Source organism: Streptomyces sp. NPDC056738 (assembly GCF_042790435.1).
Taxonomy (GTDB): domain Bacteria; phylum Actinomycetota; class Actinomycetes; order Streptomycetales; family Streptomycetaceae; genus Streptomyces.
In genome coordinates this window covers 99,024-116,195 of record NZ_JBHTZF010000006.1, presented here as the reverse complement: position 1 = coordinate 116,195, position 17,172 = coordinate 99,024, and the positions used below count along the sequence as shown (strand labels likewise).

General features: G+C 72.3%; 17 protein-coding genes. 15 read left to right on the top strand and 2 right to left on the bottom strand.

The window, feature by feature from the left end; genetic code table 11:
• Positions 1-7 precede the first annotated feature (7 nt).
• From ACFRIC_RS17570 to ACFRIC_RS17540, 7 genes are all read left to right on the top strand, one after another.
• Complete coding sequence (locus ACFRIC_RS17570) at positions 8-637, top strand: hypothetical protein (RefSeq protein ID WP_382786272.1); 630 nt, start codon at positions 8-10, stop codon at positions 635-637.
• Positions 628-1,401 carry an ABC transporter ATP-binding protein gene (locus tag ACFRIC_RS17565; RefSeq protein ID WP_382786270.1) on the top strand — a complete coding sequence of 258 codons (774 nt, stop codon included), beginning with the start codon at positions 628-630 and terminating at the stop codon, positions 1,399-1,401. The genes ACFRIC_RS17570 and ACFRIC_RS17565 overlap by 10 nt, the downstream gene beginning before the upstream one ends.
• Positions 1,388-2,050 carry an ABC transporter ATP-binding protein gene (locus tag ACFRIC_RS17560; protein WP_382786266.1) on the top strand — a complete coding sequence of 221 codons (663 nt, stop codon included), beginning with the start codon at positions 1,388-1,390 and terminating at the stop codon, positions 2,048-2,050. The genes ACFRIC_RS17565 and ACFRIC_RS17560 overlap by 14 nt, the downstream gene beginning before the upstream one ends.
• On the top strand, positions 2,047-4,695 hold the full coding sequence (locus tag ACFRIC_RS17555; protein WP_382786263.1) for an FtsX-like permease family protein: 2,649 nt from the start codon (positions 2,047-2,049) through the stop codon (positions 4,693-4,695). The genes ACFRIC_RS17560 and ACFRIC_RS17555 overlap by 4 nt, the downstream gene beginning before the upstream one ends.
• Before the next feature lie 58 nt (positions 4,696-4,753).
• Positions 4,754-5,500, top strand: a complete 747-nt coding sequence (locus ACFRIC_RS17550; protein ID WP_382786260.1) for a response regulator transcription factor — start codon at positions 4,754-4,756, stop codon at positions 5,498-5,500.
• Between the two features lie 122 nt (positions 5,501-5,622).
• Positions 5,623-6,474, top strand: a complete 852-nt coding sequence (locus tag ACFRIC_RS17545; RefSeq protein ID WP_382786257.1) for an enoyl-CoA hydratase/isomerase family protein — start codon at positions 5,623-5,625, stop codon at positions 6,472-6,474.
• A 170-nt stretch (positions 6,475-6,644) separates the two neighbouring features.
• Positions 6,645-7,253, top strand: coding sequence for a DJ-1/PfpI family protein (locus ACFRIC_RS17540; protein WP_382786254.1), 609 nt, complete (start codon positions 6,645-6,647; stop codon positions 7,251-7,253).
• Positions 7,254-7,334: 81 nt separating this feature from the next.
• On the opposite strand, the gene ACFRIC_RS17535 is transcribed toward ACFRIC_RS17540, so the two are convergent.
• Both ACFRIC_RS17535 and ACFRIC_RS17530 read right to left on the bottom strand, forming a co-directional pair.
• Positions 7,335-8,354 (bottom strand): aldo/keto reductase, encoded by a 1,020-nt coding sequence (locus ACFRIC_RS17535; RefSeq protein WP_382786251.1) that lies wholly within the window; start codon positions 8,352-8,354, stop codon positions 7,335-7,337.
• Positions 8,355-8,377: 23 nt separating this feature from the next.
• Entirely contained in the window at positions 8,378-9,274 is an 897-nt protein-coding gene (locus ACFRIC_RS17530) for a helix-turn-helix transcriptional regulator (protein ID WP_382787218.1), read from the bottom strand.
• Between the two features lie 378 nt (positions 9,275-9,652).
• On the opposite strand from ACFRIC_RS17530, the gene ACFRIC_RS17525 reads away from it, so the two are divergent.
• The 8 genes from ACFRIC_RS17525 (at position 9,653) to ACFRIC_RS17490 (ending at position 17,060) form a co-directional block, all read left to right on the top strand.
• Positions 9,653-10,537 (top strand): aldo/keto reductase, encoded by an 885-nt coding sequence (locus ACFRIC_RS17525; protein WP_382786248.1) that lies wholly within the window; start codon positions 9,653-9,655, stop codon positions 10,535-10,537.
• Between the two features lie 93 nt (positions 10,538-10,630).
• Entirely contained in the window at positions 10,631-11,665 is a 1,035-nt protein-coding gene (locus ACFRIC_RS17520; protein WP_382786245.1) for a zinc-dependent alcohol dehydrogenase family protein, read from the top strand.
• Positions 11,666-11,742: 77 nt separating this feature from the next.
• Complete coding sequence (locus ACFRIC_RS17515; protein ID WP_382786243.1) at positions 11,743-12,696, top strand: ADP-ribosylglycohydrolase family protein; 954 nt, start codon at positions 11,743-11,745, stop codon at positions 12,694-12,696.
• 69 nt (positions 12,697-12,765) lie between these two features.
• On the top strand, positions 12,766-13,629 hold the full coding sequence (locus ACFRIC_RS17510) for an STAS domain-containing protein (RefSeq protein ID WP_382786240.1): 864 nt from the start codon (positions 12,766-12,768) through the stop codon (positions 13,627-13,629).
• The gene (locus ACFRIC_RS17505; protein WP_382786237.1) at positions 13,626-14,066 is read left to right on the top strand and encodes an STAS domain-containing protein; all 441 of its coding nucleotides are present in this window, start codon (positions 13,626-13,628) and stop codon (positions 14,064-14,066) included. The genes ACFRIC_RS17510 and ACFRIC_RS17505 overlap by 4 nt, the downstream gene beginning before the upstream one ends.
• A complete protein-coding gene (locus tag ACFRIC_RS17500) occupies positions 14,063-14,476 on the top strand; it encodes an anti-sigma regulatory factor (protein WP_382786235.1) in 414 nt (137 codons plus the stop codon). The genes ACFRIC_RS17505 and ACFRIC_RS17500 overlap by 4 nt, the downstream gene beginning before the upstream one ends.
• Positions 14,464-15,690, top strand: a complete 1,227-nt coding sequence (locus ACFRIC_RS17495) for an ATP-binding protein (RefSeq protein WP_382786233.1) — start codon at positions 14,464-14,466, stop codon at positions 15,688-15,690. The genes ACFRIC_RS17500 and ACFRIC_RS17495 overlap by 13 nt, the downstream gene beginning before the upstream one ends.
• Positions 15,687-17,060 carry a PP2C family protein-serine/threonine phosphatase gene (locus ACFRIC_RS17490; RefSeq protein ID WP_382786230.1) on the top strand — a complete coding sequence of 458 codons (1,374 nt, stop codon included), beginning with the start codon at positions 15,687-15,689 and terminating at the stop codon, positions 17,058-17,060. Before ACFRIC_RS17495 ends, ACFRIC_RS17490 begins: the two co-directional genes overlap by 4 nt.
• Positions 17,061-17,172: the final 112 nt, after the last annotated feature.

The following is a 17,172-nucleotide window of genomic DNA, read 5'->3' as shown; positions in this document are numbered from 1 at the left end:
AGGGACCATGGGACGATACAAGCAGGCGTTCGTGGCCGTCGGGCTGACGATGGCGGTGACGGCGGTCGTCGGCTGCTCGACCTCCGGATCGCACGCCTCCGCACCGCCCGGGTCCTCGGCCGCGAGCCGGGGGCAGGACCGACCGGCGCCCACCGAATCCAATCCGCCCGGCGACATCCCCGACAACCAGGCCTATGTCGCCTACCGGCCGACCGGCGGCACCTTCACCGGTTTCACCGTCAAGGTCCCCGAAGGCTGGGCCCGCACCGCTCAGGGCGGCACCACGGTGTTCACGGACAAGCTGAACACCATCACCATCACGGCGGCACCGGCCTCGTCCGCCCCCACGACCGCCTCGGTCAGCCGCACCGTCGTTCCGGAACTCCGCACGCAGACACCGAAGTTCGCCTCCCCGAAGGTCTCCGAGGTGACCCGGCACGCGGGCCCCGTCGTCCTGCTGACCTACCAGGGCGACTCGGCCAAGGACCCGGTCACCGGCAAGGTGGTGCGCGACGCCTTCGAGCGGTACGCCTACTACCGCTCGGGCCACGAGGTGAACCTGACCCTGTCCGGCCCGGTGAACGCCGACAACGTCGACCCGTGGCGCATCGTCAGTGACTCCGTCGCATGGCGGTGAGGACAGTGACGACGCCCCCGGCCGGCATCACCGGCGTTCCTCCCCTCGACGAGGACGTCCTGACGGCACGTGAGCTGTACCGCTTCTACCGGGCCGGCGAGGAGGAGACGCTCGCCCTGCGCGGGGTGTCCCTGACGGTGCGGCGCGGTGAGACGGTCGCGGTCGTAGGACCCTCGGGGGCGGGCAAGTCCACCCTGCTGGCCTGTCTGGCAGGGCTCGACGAACCCTCCGGAGGAGAGGTCCGCGTGAGCGGCGTCCGCGTCAGCCACCGGCCCGAGGCGGAACGGGCCCGGCTGCGGTCCCGTCACATCGGCGTCCTGCTGCAGACCCGCAACCTGCTGCCGCACCTGAGCGTGCGCGACAACGTCCGGCTGCCTCAGCGGGCCATGGGCCGCAGGCCCGCCGTCCCGGCCGACGACCTCCTCGCGCAGGCGGGGATCAGCGATCGCGCCCACGCCCTGCCGCGCGAGCTGTCCGGCGGTCAACTCGCGCGAGCCGGGCTGGCGGTCGCCCTGGCGAACTCACCCGCCGCCCTCCTCGCGGACGAACCCACCGGCGAACTCGACGGCGAGACGGAACAGCTCGTCCTCACGATGCTGAGGCAGCGAGCGGCCGAGGGCTGCGCCGTCCTGATCGTGACCCACAGCGCGGAGGCCGTCAGGATCGCCGACCGGGTCATCACGCTGGACGACGGAAAGGCCACCGACAAGCCGTCCCTCACACCCCGCGGCGCTCCGGAGGAGTCTCACGATGACGCCCGCTGACACACTCGTGACCTGTACGGACGCGGCCCTCACCTTCGGCCGGGACACCCGGGCGGTGGTGGCCGTGCACGGGGCGAACCTGACGATCCGGCCCGGACAACGGCTCGCGGTCGTCGGAGCCTCCGGCTCGGGCAAGAGCTCCCTGCTGCACCTGATAGCGGGACTCGAACGGGCCACCAGCGGAACCGTCACCCGAGCCGCCGCCCTGGAACCGAGCGACATCGGGCTGGTCTTCCAGAACGACAGCCTCATCCCCGCCCTGAACGTCACCGAGAACGTCGCCCTCCCGCTGATCCTCGCCGACCGTCCGGAGAGCGAGGCACGGCGGACCGCTTTCGCGGCACTCGCCCACGTCGGCGTCCAGGGCCTGGCCGACCGGCTGCCGGAAGAGATCTCCGGAGGCCAGGCCCAACGAGTGGCCGTCGCCCGGGTGCTGGCCCAGGCCCCGCGCCTGATCCTCGCCGACGAGCCCACCGGGCGCCTCGACCACGCCAGCGGCACCCGCGTCCTGGACGCCCTGCTGGCCGCCGCGGAGCAGACGCGGGCCGCCCTCGTCGTCACGACCCACGACCCGTCCGTGGCCGCCCGCCTCGAACAGCGCCGCACCATGCGCTGCGGACGGCTGCTCGCACCCGAGGAGACACCGTGATCACCACCTGGGTGAAGGGCCTGGCCCGCCACCGCACCGGACGCCTGCTGGCCGCCCTGGCCGGCGTCGCGCTCGCCGTCTCCCTGATCGCCGCACTCGGCTCCTTCCTCACCGCGTCGAAGGCGACCATGACGGAGCGCGCGCTGCGCTCGGTCGCCGTCGACTGGCAGGTCCAGGTCCAGCCCGGCGCCGACCCGAACAAGGTCCTGTCCCTCGTCCGCGGGACACCCGGCACCCAGGCCGCACTCCCCGTCGGCTACGCGCACACCACCGGTTTCAGCGCCCACGCCCAGGGCAGCACCCAGACCACCGGCCCCGGCATCGCGCTCGGTCTGCCCGACGGCTACCGGAGCCGGTTCCCCGACGAGATCCGCACCCTCGCCGGCTCCCCGAACGGCGTCCTGCTCGCCCAGCAGACCGCGTCCAACCTCCACGCCGCCCCCGGAGACTCCATCGACGTCACCCTCCCCGGCGTCGGCCGACGCCAGGTCGTCGTGAGCGGGGTGGTCGACCTGCCCCAGGCGGACTCCCTCTTCCAGACCGTCGGCGCTCCGAGCCAGTCCCAGCCCACCGCGCCGCCGGACAACGTCGTGCTCCTGCCCGCCGCGCGGTTCGCCGCGCTCACCCACGGCAGCACCGGCGCCACGACGCAGATCCACGTCGCCCGTGACCACACCCGGCTGCCCGCGGACCCGGCCGCGGCCTTCACCACGGTCACCGGCGCCGCCCACCACCTGGAAGCCCGCTCCACGGGAACCGCGCTCGTCGGCGACAACGTCGGCGCCGCCCTGGACTCCGCCCGTCAGGACGCCCTGTACGCCCAGGTCCTCTTCCTCTTCCTCGGTGTCCCCGGCGCCGTCCTCGCCGCCGCCCTGACCGCCGCGGTCGCCTCGGCCGGTGGCGACCGCCGCCGTCAGGAACAGGGGCTGCTGCGTCTGCGCGGGCTGCGCCCCGGCCAGATCACCGGGCTCGCGGCCCTGGAAGCGGCGTTGATCGGCCTGCTCGGCGGGGTCCTCGGACTCGGTACGGCCGCCCTGATCGGGCAGTTCGCGTTCGGCGCCGCGTCCTTCGGCGGCGGAGGGACCACCTGGCCGTTCTGGTACGGCCTCGCGTTCGTCCTCGGCGCCGCGGTGGCCACCGGGGCCGTCCTCGTACCCGCCCTGCGCGACCTGCGCACGGTGACCGTCGCCGACACCCGCAAGGAGAACATCCGTCGTACCCGTAGCCCCTGGTGGATGCGCTACGGCCTGGACATCGTCCTGCTGATCGGATCGTGGCTCGTCTTCCGCGCCTCCTCGGGCAACCAGTACGCCCTCGTCCTCGCGCCCGAGGGCGTGCCCACCATCTCCGTGTCGTACTGGGCCTTCCTCGGCCCCGTTCTGCTGTGGATCGGTGCCGGCCTGCTCGTCTGGCGCCTCACCCTGCTGACCCTCACCCACGGCCGCCGCGCCCTGACCCGGCTGGCCCGCCCGCTCACCGGGAACCTGGCCGGTACCACCGCGGCCACCTTCTCCCGCCGCAGCCGCACGCTCGCACGATCCGTCGTCCTGCTCGCCCTGGCCGTCTCGTTCGCCGTGTCCACCGCGGTCTTCAACGCCACCTACCGGCAACAGGCCGAAGTGGACGCCCGGTTGACCAACGGCGCCGACGTCACCGTCACCGAACCCCCGGGCGCCCACGTTCCGCCCGGTGCGGCGGCCGGCCTCCAGGTCCCCGGCGCACGGCACGTCGAGCCCCTTCAGCACCGGTTCGCCTATGTCGGCTCCGACCTCCAGGACCTGTACGGCGTCCGCCCGGACACCGTCGCCCGAGCCACCTCGCTGCAGGACGCGTACTTCGCCGGCGGCACCGCGGACCAGCTCATGCAGCGCCTGGCCCAGCGCCCGGACAGCCTGCTGGTCAGCGAGGAGACCGTGCACGACTTCCAGCTCACGCCCGGCGACACGGTCAACCTCCGTATCCGGGACGCCCGTACGAACGTCCTGCGCACCATCCCCTTCCACTACGCCGGAGTCGTCAAGGAGTTCCCGACCGCGCCCAAGGACAGCTTCTTCGTCGCCAACGCCTCCTACATCGCCCGCACCACCGGCAGCGACGCGGTGGGCGCCTTCCTGATCGACACGGGCGGCACCCGGCAGAAGCAGGTCGCCACGCACCTGCGCGGGCAGTTGGGCAGCAGCGCCACCGTCACCGACCTGACCCGGACCCGCGGCACGATCGGCACCAGCCTGACCTCCGTCGACCTGGCCGGCCTCACCCGCATCGAACTCGCCTTCGCCGTCCTGCTCGCCGCCGGAGCCGGCGGGCTCGTCCTCGCTCTCGGCCTCGCCGAGCGCCGCCGCACCTTCGCCATCGCCACGGTCCTCGGCGCCACCAGGCGTCAACTGCGCGGAATGGTCCTCAGCGAAGCGCTGCTCCTGGCCGTGAGCGGCCTGGCGACGGGCGCCCTCATCGGCTGGGCCCTGGCCCAGATGCTCGTCAAGGTCCTCACCGGCGTCTTCGACCCCCCGCCCGCAGGCCTGGCGGTCCCCGGCGCCTACCTCGCCCTCACCGGGCTCGCCGCCCTGACCGCCGTACTGGCCGCGGCCCTCAACGGCATCCGCAGCGCCCGGCGACCCGCGGTGGAGGAACTGCGCGACATGTGAACCCCGTCCGCGGGCCGGAAAGATCGCCGAACTCACGAGGAGGCCTACGCTGTCCACCATGGGCACGAGCACGCCACCGGACCGAAGCCGTCTGCGCGTACTCGTCGTCGAGGACGACGAAACCATCGGCCGCCATCTGGAGACCGGCCTGCGGGGCAACGGCTATGCCGCGATCTGGATCCGTACCGGCGTCGCGGCTCTCACCGAAGCGGGTGCCGGCGCCTACGACGCCGTCCTCCTGGACCTGGGACTGCCCGACATCGACGGACTGGACGTCGCACGGGACCTGCGTGGACGCTCCCCGGACCTGCTGATCGTCATCCTCACCGCACGCACCGACGACATCGACATCATCGCCGGCCTCGAGGCCGGCGCCGACGACTACCTCGTCAAGCCCTTCTCCCTGACCGTGCTCCTCGCCCGCCTGCGCGCCCATCTGCGCCGACGGGTCGTCACGCCCGCCGAACAGCCACCGGTACGGCTGGACGACCTCGTCATCGACACCACGGCCCGCCGGTGCACCCTCCACGGCGAGGAGATCACCCTGCGCCCCAAGGAGTTCGAACTGCTCGCCACCCTGGCCCGGCACCCCGGGGCGGCCGTCGCGCGCGAGACCCTCATGGCCGAGGTGTGGGACGAGAACTGGTTCGGCCCCACCAAGACCCTGGACGTCACCATGGCGAGCCTGCGCCGCCGGCTCGCGCAGGCGGCGGACGCCTCCGGCCGCCCCTGTCGCCTGCCCCGCATCGTCACCCTGCGGGGGCACGGCTACCGACTGGAGACCGACGCCTCCAGTACCGCGTGAACGAGTGACGTCGAGGGCCACTCGCCGGGACTCCCGGCTTCCGGCAGGTGCCCCGGGTGAGGAGAGGCGCATTCTGGGACGGAGGCTCAAACCCACCGTCCACCTCACCTCCGGGAGCGATCATGAGCGTCGACCGTCCCTCGGTCCGGACCCGGCTGGAGGACGGCGTCCTGTTCGCCACCCTCGACGCCGGCCCCCTGAACCTCATCGGTGTCGACCTGGTCCGTGACCTGGTCGCCCTGGTCGACATGTTGTGCACCGACCCGGGTGACGTGCGTGTCGTCGTCATCGACAGCGCTTCGCCGGAGTACTTCTCCGCGCACGTGGACCTCACGGCGGTCCCGCAGTACACCGCCGAGGCCGCGAAGGCGGGCGGCCCCGGCGACGCCTCCCTCGGCATGTTCCTGCACAAGCTGGCGACTGTTCCGGTGATCACCATCGCCAAGGTCCGCGGGCGCGCCCGCGGCGGCGGCAACGAACTCGCCCTGGCCTGCGACATGATCTTCGCCTCGCGCGAGAAGGCGGTCTTCGGACAGTTCGAGTCCGGCACCGGCGCCCTGCCCGGCGCGGGTGGCGTCCAGCATCTGGCCCGGCGGCTCGGCCGGACCCGCGCCATCGAGGCCATCGTCGGCGCGGACGACTTCGACGCCGACACCGCCGAGCGCTACGGCTGGATCAACCGCGCGCTGCCCGACACCGAGCTGGACGGGTTCGTCGAGCGGCTGGCGAAACGCGTCGCGGGCTTCCCGCCCGAAGGGGTGCGGGCGGCCAAGCGTGCCGTCAACGCCCTCACGCTGGCGTCCCCCGCGCACATCCGCTCCGACGCCGCGACCTTCCAGAGCCTGATCGCCCGGCCCGACAGCCGCGAGCGCCTGGACCACCTCGCCGGGCGGGGCCTCCAGACGCCCGGTGAGCTCGAACGCGACCTCGGCGAAGCGGTCGGGGGCTTCCCCGCGGGCCGTGGGGCGGGCTGAAGGCCGAACATCGCTGACCCGCTTCGAGGGCGCGGCCGCCCCGACCATCGCGGCACCGACAGGCGACGGACGGACGAGCCACCGATCGCCCATTGGCCCGCGACCCGGGCAGGGAACGCCTGACAAGCTGCACCTTCCGTGCCGACAGTGCCGTGCCTTGAGGAGACGCCATGCAGGTAGCCGTGGTCACCTTCGACGGATTCAACGAACTCGACAGCTTCATCGCCTCCGCACTGATCAACCGGTGCCGAAAGAGCGGTCTGGAAGCCTTCATCACGACACCGACACCGGTGGTCACGTCGATGAACGGGGTCGAGGTGACCGGACAGCGCCCGATGGAGTTCGTGACCGAGGCCGACGTCGTGCTGATCGGCAGCGGTGTGAAGGCGCGAGACGTGGTCGCCGACGACCGGTTGCTCGCCAGGCTGCTGCTCGCCCCCGCGCGACAGCTCATCGGCGCTCAGTGCTCCGGCGCGCTGGTGCTGGCCCGGCTCGGGCTGCTGGACGGCATGCCCGCCTGCACCGACATGAAGACCCGGCCCTTCGTCGAAGCCGACGGCATCACCGTGCTCGACACGCCGTTCCACGCCGAGGGCAACATCGCCACCGCGGGCGGCTGCCTGGCGTCCCAGTACCTCGCCACGTGGGTGATCACCCGCACGCTCGGGGAGGACGCCGCGCGCGACGTCATGGACTACGTGGCCCCGGTCGGCGAGAACGAGGAGACCGTCGAGCGCGCCCTGCGGGCCGTTCGCACCGGCGAGGCCGCACTGCGCTGACGCCGCGCGCACCCCGACCGCCGGCCCGGACCGTCGACGCGACGGTCCGGGCCGGGCGGCAGGGGTGGGGGATCCGCCGTGTCAGCGGCGCCGCTGGTCCGCCCGCAGTTCGAAGTCGCCGTAGCTGTTGTCGGCGGGGTTGACCGTGACGCCGGGGGCCACGATCTCGTCGATGCGGTCGAGCACGTCGGCCGTGAGCGTGACGTCGGCGGCCGGGAGGAACGCCTCGAGCTGTTCCATGGTGCGCGGCCCGATGATCGCCGAGGTGACGCCGGGATGGTTGATCACGAAGGCGACGGCCAGCTCGATCAGCGACAGGCCCGCCTTCTCCGCGAGGAGCGCGAGCTGTTCGACGGCGTCGAGCTTGCGCCGGTTGGCCGGGCTGCTCATGTCGAAGCGGGCCTGCGGTCGCGCCGCGGAGGCCGGGCCGGAGGAGGACTCCTTGCGGTAGCGGCCCGAGAGCCACCCGCCGGCCAGCGGGCTGTAGGTCAGGGTGCCCATGCCGTGGCGGCGCACGGTGGGGAGCACGTCCTCCTCGACGCCGCGGACCAGGATCGAGTACGGCGGCTGCTCGGTCACGAACCGCTCCAGACGGCGCTCGCGCGAGACCCACTGGGCCTCGACGATCTGGGAGCCGGAGTACGACGAGGAGCCGATGTACCGGATCTTGCCCTGGTGCACGAGGTCGGAGAGGGCGCCGAGGGTTTCGGCGACGTCGGTGTCGGGGCTGGGACGGTGGACCTGGTAGAGGTCGATGTAGTCGGTGCCCAGGCGGCGCAGGGAGTTCTCGACCTCGCGGATGATCCAGCGCCGCGAGCCTCCCCGGGCGTTGGGGTCGTCCTGGCTCATCGGCATGAAGAACTTGGTCGCCAGGACCACGTCCTCGCGCCGGTCCTTGAGCGCCTTGCCGACGATCTCCTCCGAGACCCCGGCGGAGTACACGTCCGCGGTGTCGACGAAGTTGATGCCGGCGTCGAGGGCCCGGTGGATGATCCGTACCGAGTCGGCCTCGTCCTCGTTGCCCCAGGGGCCGAACATCATCGCGCCCAGGCACAGCGGGCTGACCTGGACGCCTGTGCGGCCCAGCGGTCGGTGGTGCACGGGTGTCTCTCCTCGTGTCGTCGTCAGTCGTTCGTTGCCGGAACGACCGTGCCGGTGCCCGCCCAGCTCGCGAGCAGGCCCAGGGCCTGTCGCTCCGGGGAGTCCGGTTCGGGTGTGTAGAAGTTCAGGCGCAGGCCGGGATCGGCGGGCAGCTCCATCGCCTCGTAGGGCAGCGCGAGCTCACCCACCAGGGGGTGGCGCAGGCGCTTGAGGCCCGAGCGGTGGAACTTCACGTCGTGGCGTGCCCACCGGCGCGCGAACTCCTCGCTCTTGGTCGTGAGCTCGCCGATCAGGTCGGTCAGCGCCTTGTCGTGGAAGGCCCGGCCCGCCTCCGTGCGCAGGAAGGCGACCGAGTCGTCGGCCACCTTGTCCCAGTCGACCCAGAAGTTCCGCGCGGCGGGGTCCAGGAACAGGAAACGGGCGGTGTTGACGGGCCCGCGCTGGGCGAACAGGGGCGAGTCGAGGACCGGCGCGTACAGGGCCCGCCCCAGCGCGTTGGCGGCCAGCACGTCGAAGCGGCGGTTGCGCACGTAGGCGGGCACGCCGGTCATCGAGTCGAGAATCCGCACGATCGTCGGCCGGACCCGGGTCGTCGTCGCGGCGGGCCGCCGTCCCGGGACGCCGGAGGCGCGGGCCAGGTCGTACAGGTGGGTGCGCTCGGCCTCGTCGAGCTGCAGCGCGTGGGCCAGGGCCTCGAGGACCGAGTCGGAGGCTCCGCCGAGGTTGCCGCGTTCGAGGCGGACGTAGTAGTCGACGCTCATGCCCGCGAGCAGGGCGACCTCCTCGCGGCGCAGCCCCGGGACGCGGCGCTGTCCGCCGTAGACCGGCAGCCCGGCCTGCCGCGGGGTGATCCGGGCCCTTCGTGTGCTGAGGAACTCGCGCACCTCGGCGGCCAGGTTCCTCTTCTCCGAGGCGTCCATGGTCACAGCCCCGCCTGTGCCGCGTGCCCGCCGCGGGGGCAGAGCCCGCTCGGCGTGCCCGCGGCGCGGGACGCGATGGGTGTGCGGGACACGGGCTGCTCCTTCGGCTCGGTGCGCGACCGGCTCGGTGTGCGACGGGCGGGACGGCGGTTCCTTCACAGTAGGTCGGCTTCCGGACGGCTGCGAGGTACTGCCAGTACCCGGAAGAGCGGTGACTCCCACCCGCGGGCGAGATCGGCGTTCCATGGAGAGGACCGAATGGATTCCATGGAGCGGGAACCCCATGGAGAAGGCCGAAGGAACCGGCCGGACCGCCCGTCCGACCGTCGCCACCCTCGACGTGCCCCCACGGGCCGCTCGCGAAGAAAGGTGCCTGTGATGCAGACCCTCACCCTCAACAACGGTGTCGAGATGCCCGCCCTCGGATTGGGCGTCTTCCAGACCCCGCCCCCGGAGACGCGGGCCGCGGTCACCGCCGCCATCGAGCTGGGGTACCGGCACATCGACACGGCCGCCGCCTACGGCAACGAACGCGAGGTCGGCGAGGCCCTCCGCGACTCCGGCGTACCCCGCGACGAACTCTTCGTCGAGACGAAGATCTGGATCAGTGACTACGGCTACGACGAGACGCTGCACGCCTTCGACAAGAGCGCCGCCAAACTGGGCGTCGACCGGATCGACCTGCTGATCCTGCACCAGGCGCTGCCCTCGGACTTCGCCCGGACCCTGGCCGCCTACCAGGCCCTGGAGAAGCTGCTGGCCGACGGGAAGGTCCGCGCCATCGGCGTCAGCAACTTCATGACCGATCACCTGACAGCGCTCCTGGACGCCACCTCCGTGGTACCCGCGGTCAACCAGCTCGAGATCCATCCCTACTTCCAGCAGCGCGCCGTCCTCGACTTCGACGACCGGCACCACATCCTCAACCAGGCGTGGTCCCCGATCGGGGGCATCACCTTCTACCCCGGGTACGGCGAGCACCGCACCAGCGTCCTCGAGGACCCGGCCGTCACCGCCGTCGCCAAGGCCCACGACAGGAGTCCGGCCCAGGTGCTGCTGCGCTGGGGCCTCCAGCAGGGCCGCTCGGTCATCCCCAAGTCCACCAGGCGCGAGCGGATCGCCGAGAACCTCGACGTCTTCGACTTCGACCTCTCCACCGACGAACTCACCGCCCTCGACGCCCTGGAGACCGGCCGGCGCGGCGGCCCCGAGCCCGAGGCGATCACCCTCGCCGACCACGGCCGCGCCATCCCCGAGGCCTGACAGAGACCGCGGCGAACCCGCCGACCAGGCGGCCGGCACGTTCCACCGCCGCCGAGACCGAATCCAGCCCACCCCCTTTGAGGAGCCGCGCCGATGCGAGCCACCCTGCTGTACGGGGCCGACGACGTCCGAGTCGAGGACGTCGCCGACCCGAAGATCCAGAACCCCACCGACGCGGTCGTGCGGATCGTCCTGTCCTGCGTCTGCGGCAGCGACCTGTGGCCCTACAAGTCGCTGCCGCCCACCGACGACCCCCGCCACATGGGCCACGAATTCCTCGGCGTCGTAGAGGAGACCGGCTCGGCGGTCACCGGCCTGAAGCCCGGCGACGTGGTGGTGGCCCCGTTCGTCTACAGCGACAACACCTGCGCCTACTGCCGTGAGGGCCTGCACACCTCCTGCCGGCACGGCGGCCAGTGGGGCGTGCGCGGCGTCGACGGCGGCCAGGGCCAGGCCGCCCGTGTCCCGCAGGCCGACGGCACCCTGGTGAGACTGCCGGTCGGCGAGGACTCCGATCTGCTGCCGGACCTGCTGACCCTGTCCGACGTCCTGTGCACCGGCTACCACGCGGCGCGCACCGCCGGCGTCACCCGAGGGGACAGCGTCACCGTGGTCGGCGACGGTGCCGTCGGCCTGGCCGCCGTCATCAGCGCGAAGCTGCTCGGGGCCGAACGCATCGTTCTCATGGGCCGCCACCGCGTACGCACCGACCTGGGCCGCGCGTTCGGCGCCACCGACGTGGTCGCCGAACGCGGGGACGAGGGCGTCGCCCGGGTACGCGACCTGACCGGTGGCGAGGGCACCCGCAAGGTCCTCGAATGCGTCGGGCTCAAGGACGCCCTCGCCCAGAGCTTCGGCGTGGTCCGCGACGGCGGCACGATCAGCCGGGTCGGCGCACCCCAGTACCCCGAAGTCCCCTTCGGCTTCGGCGACTTCCTGCGCAACATCACCCTCACCGGCGGAGTCGCACCCGCCCGCGCCTACATCGAGGAGCTCATGCCGCACATCCTCGACGGCTCCATCCGCCCCGGCCGCGTCTTCGACCGCACCGTCGACCTGGAGAACATCGCCGACGGCTACCGAGCCATGAACGAACGCGAGGCACTGAAGGTCCTCGTCACGCCCTGACCTCCGAGCGGGGGGGGGAGGTACGTCTGCGGCTAAAGCATTGGGCCGGAGCGTCGTCGCGCTGTGATACTGCCTCGATGATCAACATTCCCGCAGCCGCGCTGGATTCGTTGCAGGGGCTCGCCTTCGGCGACGCCTTCGGTGACCGCTGGTTCCGCATCCTGCGCCAGGACGGTACGGCGGCCCTGGAGGCGCGGACGCCACCCCCGGAGTCGCTGTGGCAGTGGAGCGACGACACGGCCCAGGCGATCGTCCTCGTACGCGAACTCGCCGCGGGAGACGAGACGTTGGACCAGGACCGCCTCGCCCTGAGCCTCGCGGCGGCCTACGCCGAGGACACGCACCGTGGCTACGGAGCCTCGATGCACGACGTGCTCCGCCGGATCGGCGCGGGCGAGCCCTGGCGGGACGTGGTCGCCGGGCAGTTCGGCGGCCAGGGCTCCTGGGGCAACGGCGCGGCCATGCGCGCCGCCCCGCTCGGCGCGTGGCACGCCGTCGACCTCGACGTCGTCGCCGAGCAGGCCGCCCGGCAGAGCGAGGTCTCGCACCACCACCCGGAGGCGATCACCGCGGGAGTGGCGGTCGCCCTCGCCGCGGCGCTGGCGACACGCAGCCGCGGCGGCCCCGCCCCGGCACGTCCGGACTTCCTGCGGGCCGTCGCCGAACGACTCCCCGACAGCGACGTCCGGTCGGGGGTGCGGATCGCGGCCCGGATGCCGGAGCACACCTCGGTCCGGCACGCCGCGGAGGTCCTGGGCTCCGGCTACCGGATGTCCGGGCCCGACACCGTCCCGTACGCCCTGTGGTGCGCCGCGGGCCACCTCGACGACCTGCACGAGGGCCTGTGGCTCACGGTCGCCGGACGCGGCGACATCGACACGACCTGCGCCGTCGCGGGCGGGGTGATCGCCGCCCGTACGGGCGTCGCCGCCCTCCCCGCCGCCTGGCACGCGGCCCGTGAACCGCTGCCACCGGTGGCGCCGGATCAAGGGCCTCGGCCGGCTTCGGCGTGTCGCACATCACTGTTTTAGGACAAGGTCCGCAGGTCACTCAGATGACCTAAGGTTCCGAACAGGCCGCCTGGCCTCCTGCGAAGAAGGATGTGCTCCGTGGCTGGTGAAGGCGTATCGAATCGTTTGGTCGGTCTGCTCACGGTCCGAGGTGAGGATCTCGGCGCCGAATGGGCGGACAAGGTCACCGGTTCCCTCGGCGGGCGGGTGAGCCGCGCCGAGGTCCAGCGGGAACTGCAGGAGATCTACACGGCATTGGTGGCCGCGCTCGCCGACGGCAGCCTGGACGGGCGGGGGGAGGCGTTCGGCGAGGTCCGGGCGCTCCTGACCGAACTGTCGCGCAACCGCGCGCACCAGGGCTTCACCCCCACCGAGACCGCGGTGAGCGTGTTCGCGCTCAAGGAGGTCCTGGAGCCGTCCCCGTCCGGCGACGACAGCGACCTGCAGGCGTACCTGAAGTTCTCCGCGCTGCTGGACACCCTGGGCCTGTTCACGATCGAGGTCTACACGCGTACGCGCGAGGAACTGATATCGGCGCAGGCCGAGCAGTTGCTGGAGCTGTCCACGCCGGTCGTGAAGCTGTGGGACGGGGTGATCGGCGTTCCGCTGGTCGGGACCCTGGACTCGGCGCGCACGATGGTCGTGATGGAGAAGATGCTCCAGGCCCTGATCGACACGGGTGCCGAGCAGGCCATCATCGACATCACCGGCGTGCCGGCGGTGGACACCGAGGTCGCCCAGCACCTGCTGAAGACCGTCGTGGCGGCCCGGCTGATGGGCGCCGAGTGCACGATCTCCGGCATCCGTCCGCAGATCGCGCAGACGATCGTGGCGCTGGGGATCAACTTCGGTGACATCGTCACCAAGGCCACCCTGGCCGATGCCCTGCGGCACGCGCTGCGCCGCTCCGGTGTCACGCTCTCGCGCACGGCACCCCCGGCCGGTGCTCGGTGACCGAGCGCGTTCCGGTCCTGCAGATCGGACAGGTCCTGCTGGTGTCGATCCAGACGGACCTCGACGACCAGTCGGTGATGCTCCTTCAGGACGACCTGGCCGCCAAGGTCGTCGAGACGAGCGCCCACGGTGTGGTCATCGACATCACCGCGGTGGACATCGTCGACTCCTTCGTGGGCCGGATGCTGGCGACCATCGCCTCCATCTCGCGTCTGCTGGACGCGCAGACCGTCGTGGTGGGCATGCGCCCGGCCGTCGCCATCACCCTGGTCGAACTCGGCCTGTCCCTGGGCGGCGTACGGACCGCCCTGACCCTGGACAAGGGGCTGCGCCTGCTGCGACAGGCCCGCGCCCAGTCCCTCGGGGAGTCCGATCCCGACGTCGCGGCCGGTCCCGGATCCGACGGCATCGTGCCGGATGCCGCGGCAGGCCTGTGAACGGGGCCTCCAGCGCCTCGGAGACGCTGGAGATCACCGCCAACGCCGGCGTGGTGCAGGCCCGCCAGCGGGTGCGCGCCCTGGCGCAGGAATGCCGTTTCTCCCTGGTCGAGCAGACGAAGCTGATCACCGCCGCGAGTGAGCTGGCCCGCAACACCCTCATCCACGGAGGCGGCGGCACGATGACCGCCGGCCTGGTGGAGGAACGCGGCCGGCGCGGCGTGCGCCTGGTCTTCAGCGACCAGGGGCCCGGCATCCCCGACGTGGACCTGGCCCTGACCGACGGCTGGACGTCCGGCGCCGGCATGGGCCTGGGGCTGTCCGGCTCCAAACGACTGGTCGACGACTTCGTCCTGGAGACCGTCGCCGGACAGGGGACCACGGTGACCGTCACCAAGTGGGCGCGGTGACGGCCGTGGACGTCGCGCGGTTGCTCGACTGCGAGGACGTGGCCTGGTTCCGCGACCAGCCGGAGGCCGCCCGTGGTGCGGCCGCCGCCCTGGGCCGACGTATCGGCCTGGGGGAGCAGCGCAGTTCCCAGCTCGTGCTGGCGGTGGCCGAACTGGCGGGCAACATCGCCAAGCACGCCGTCGACGGCTCCCTGCTGCTGCGCGTCGTACGCAACGAGGACATCGCCGGGGTGGAGGTGCTGGCGGTGGACGGCGGCCCGGGAATCGCCGACGTGCCGGCGGCCCTGCAGGACGGCATGTCGACGACCGGCACCCTCGGCATCGGCCTCGGCGCGGTCCGGCGCCTCGCCGACTCCTTCCACATCCACTCCCAGCCCGGCCTGGGCACCGTACAACTCGCCCGTTTCTGGCCACGTCCCGCACACCCTTCGGTGGCCGGAGAACCCGCGGTGGGAGGCGTCACCCGGCCCATCGGCGGCGAGCAGGTCTGCGGCGACGCCTGGACCGCCCGCACGGACACCGGCGAGCAGTTCTCCGTCCCGCCCACCGAGAAGGCGGCGGGTCCGCCCGCGTCCGGTGCCGTCGGCTGGTCGGCCCTGACCGGTGTCCGCCCGGCCACCCCTCACCCGCGGACAGCGACGACCCGGGGCTCCTTCGCGGGCCCCGGCCGCTCAGGTCGTCCGACGGCGGTGCGCGCCGCCGTCGCCGGGCCCGGCACCGGCGTACTGATCATGTCCTGTGACGGGCTGGGCCACGGACCGATGGCCGCCGTGGCCGCCCAGGCGGCCGTCCACGCCTTCAGGACGGGAACCGCCCGCACCCCGGAAGGGGCCATGGAGCAGGTGCACCGTGCTCTGCGTGGAACACGCGGCGCGGCGGTGGCCATCGCGCGCCTGGAGCCGGACGGCCGCCTGCTGTTCTGCGGCGTCGGGAACATCACCGCCGCCCTGGTCACCAGCACCAGCCGCAGCACGTTGCTCTCCCACCCGGGCATCACCGGTCACCAGATGCACCAACTGCGCACGTACGAGCACCACTTGCCTCGACACGGGATCCTGGTGATGCACTCCGACGGCCTCAGTGAACGCTGGACCCACAACGACCTGGCGGGCCTGCTCCACCACCCGCCCGCGTTGATCGCCGCCGCACTGATGCGCCAGGCCGGAACGCGCCGCGACGACGCCAGCGCGGTGATCGCCAAGGCCGCCCGGTGAACGTACCCGCCCCACGCGCCCACCAGTACACGGCGGGCGCCAGTGCCCTGCTGGTGACGCCGCTCAGCACCGAGCACGACATCTTCGCCCTGCGCCGCCACGCCAAGACCATCGCCTCGGCCGTCGGCCTGGACGACCGCGACCAGGTGCGCCTGGCCACGGCGGTGAGCGAGCTGGGGCGCGATCTGCTGCGCCCCGCCGCGATGACCGCCGTGTTCAGCCTGCAGCAGGAGCCCGCCGCGCTCCGCACACTCCTGCAGTGGCGCGACGACCGCGCGCCCAGCGGCGAATCGCTGACCGCCGTCACCCGGCTGCTGCCGCAGACCCGTCACGAGCCGGCCCCCGGACCCCCGGACCACTCGGGCGGCGGCCGGATAGAGATCGTCTGCCACATCCCCGAGCTCGCCGCCCGGGACCTGAAGGTGGAACAGGTCCTCTCCCTCCTGGAGTCGGACGGCCCCGCCAGCGCGATCGACGACCTGCAGGCACAGTCCCGCGACCTGATCAACGCACTTCAGGAAGCCCACGCCCAACGCGACGAACTGGAACGCCTCAACGAGGAACTGACCGAGACCAACGCCGGGGTGATGGCCCTCTACGCGGAGCTGACCGTCGAGCACAAGGACGTCGTGGAGCGCTTCGGACAGGAGCACGAACTCGCCCTGGCCCTCCAGCGCACCTTCCTTCCCGCGAGCCTGCCCCAGAGCCCCGGGGCGGAACTCGCGGTGCGCTATCTGCCCGCCGCCGCCACGACGGAGATCGGCGGCGACTTCTACGAGGCGGTCGCCACCCCGCAGGGTCTGCTCCTCGCCGTCGGGGACGTCGTCGGCCACTCACTCCAGGCCGCCATGGTCATGGGCGAGATCCGCCACGCCCTGCGCGCCTACGCGGCTCAGAACCTGCCCCCGCACGTCCTGCTGCAGCACCTGGACCATCTGCTGGGTCTGCACCAGCCCGGTTGGACCGCCACCGTGTGCATCGTCCTGGTCGACGCCGACCACGCACGCCTGCACGTCGCCAACGCCGGTCACCTGCCACCCCTGCTCCTGGGGCCCGGTGGGACGCCCCGCTATCTGAGGGAACACGGCCCGCTCCTGGGCCTGGGCCTGCCGCAGCCCGTGGCCGTCAGCCATCCCGTCGAAGCGGGCAGCAGGCTCGTCATGATCACCGACGGGCTCGTCGAGACCCGCGACACCGATCTCAACGAACGCCTCGATCTGCTGAGCGCTGTCGTGGCGGAAGGGCCGGGGGAGCCGGAGGCGTTGTGCGCGCACCTGGTGGACACCTTCGGGGAGGACCCCGACGACGACATCATCGTCTTCGCCGCCCGCCTCCGTCCGCCCGATCCCTCGGCGTCCGGAGCCGACTGACCGACGGGCTCGCCGTACGCGAAGTGGCGGCATGCGAAGGGGCGTTATGCGAGAAGGCGGGTGGCGAACAGAGGAAGTCCGTTCACCACCCGCCCCTCGCGCGCCGATGCCG

Excerpts from the sequence above, each read along its gene's own strand:
- ACFRIC_RS17545 (WP_382786257.1), top strand. The coding sequence starts at position 5,623 with ATGAGCGTCGACCGTCCCTCGGTCCGGACCCGGCTGGAGGACGGCGTC.
- ACFRIC_RS17520 (WP_382786245.1), top strand. The coding sequence starts at position 10,631 with ATGCGAGCCACCCTGCTGTACGGGGCCGACGACGTCCGAGTCGAGGAC.
- ACFRIC_RS17525 (WP_382786248.1), top strand. The coding sequence starts at position 9,653 with ATGCAGACCCTCACCCTCAACAACGGTGTCGAGATGCCCGCCCTCGGA.
- ACFRIC_RS17515 (WP_382786243.1), top strand. The coding sequence starts at position 11,743 with ATGATCAACATTCCCGCAGCCGCGCTGGATTCGTTGCAGGGGCTCGCC.
- ACFRIC_RS17550 (WP_382786260.1), top strand. The coding sequence starts at position 4,754 with ATGGGCACGAGCACGCCACCGGACCGAAGCCGTCTGCGCGTACTCGTC.
- ACFRIC_RS17560 (WP_382786266.1), top strand. The coding sequence starts at position 1,388 with ATGACGCCCGCTGACACACTCGTGACCTGTACGGACGCGGCCCTCACC.
- ACFRIC_RS17565 (WP_382786270.1), top strand. The coding sequence starts at position 628 with ATGGCGGTGAGGACAGTGACGACGCCCCCGGCCGGCATCACCGGCGTT.
- ACFRIC_RS17540 (WP_382786254.1), top strand. The coding sequence starts at position 6,645 with ATGCAGGTAGCCGTGGTCACCTTCGACGGATTCAACGAACTCGACAGC.
- ACFRIC_RS17510 (WP_382786240.1), top strand. The coding sequence starts at position 12,766 with ATGTGCTCCGTGGCTGGTGAAGGCGTATCGAATCGTTTGGTCGGTCTG.
- ACFRIC_RS17530 (WP_382787218.1), bottom strand. The coding sequence starts at position 9,274 with ATGGACGCCTCGGAGAAGAGGAACCTGGCCGCCGAGGTGCGCGAGTTC.
- ACFRIC_RS17570 (WP_382786272.1), top strand. The coding sequence starts at position 8 with ATGGGACGATACAAGCAGGCGTTCGTGGCCGTCGGGCTGACGATGGCG.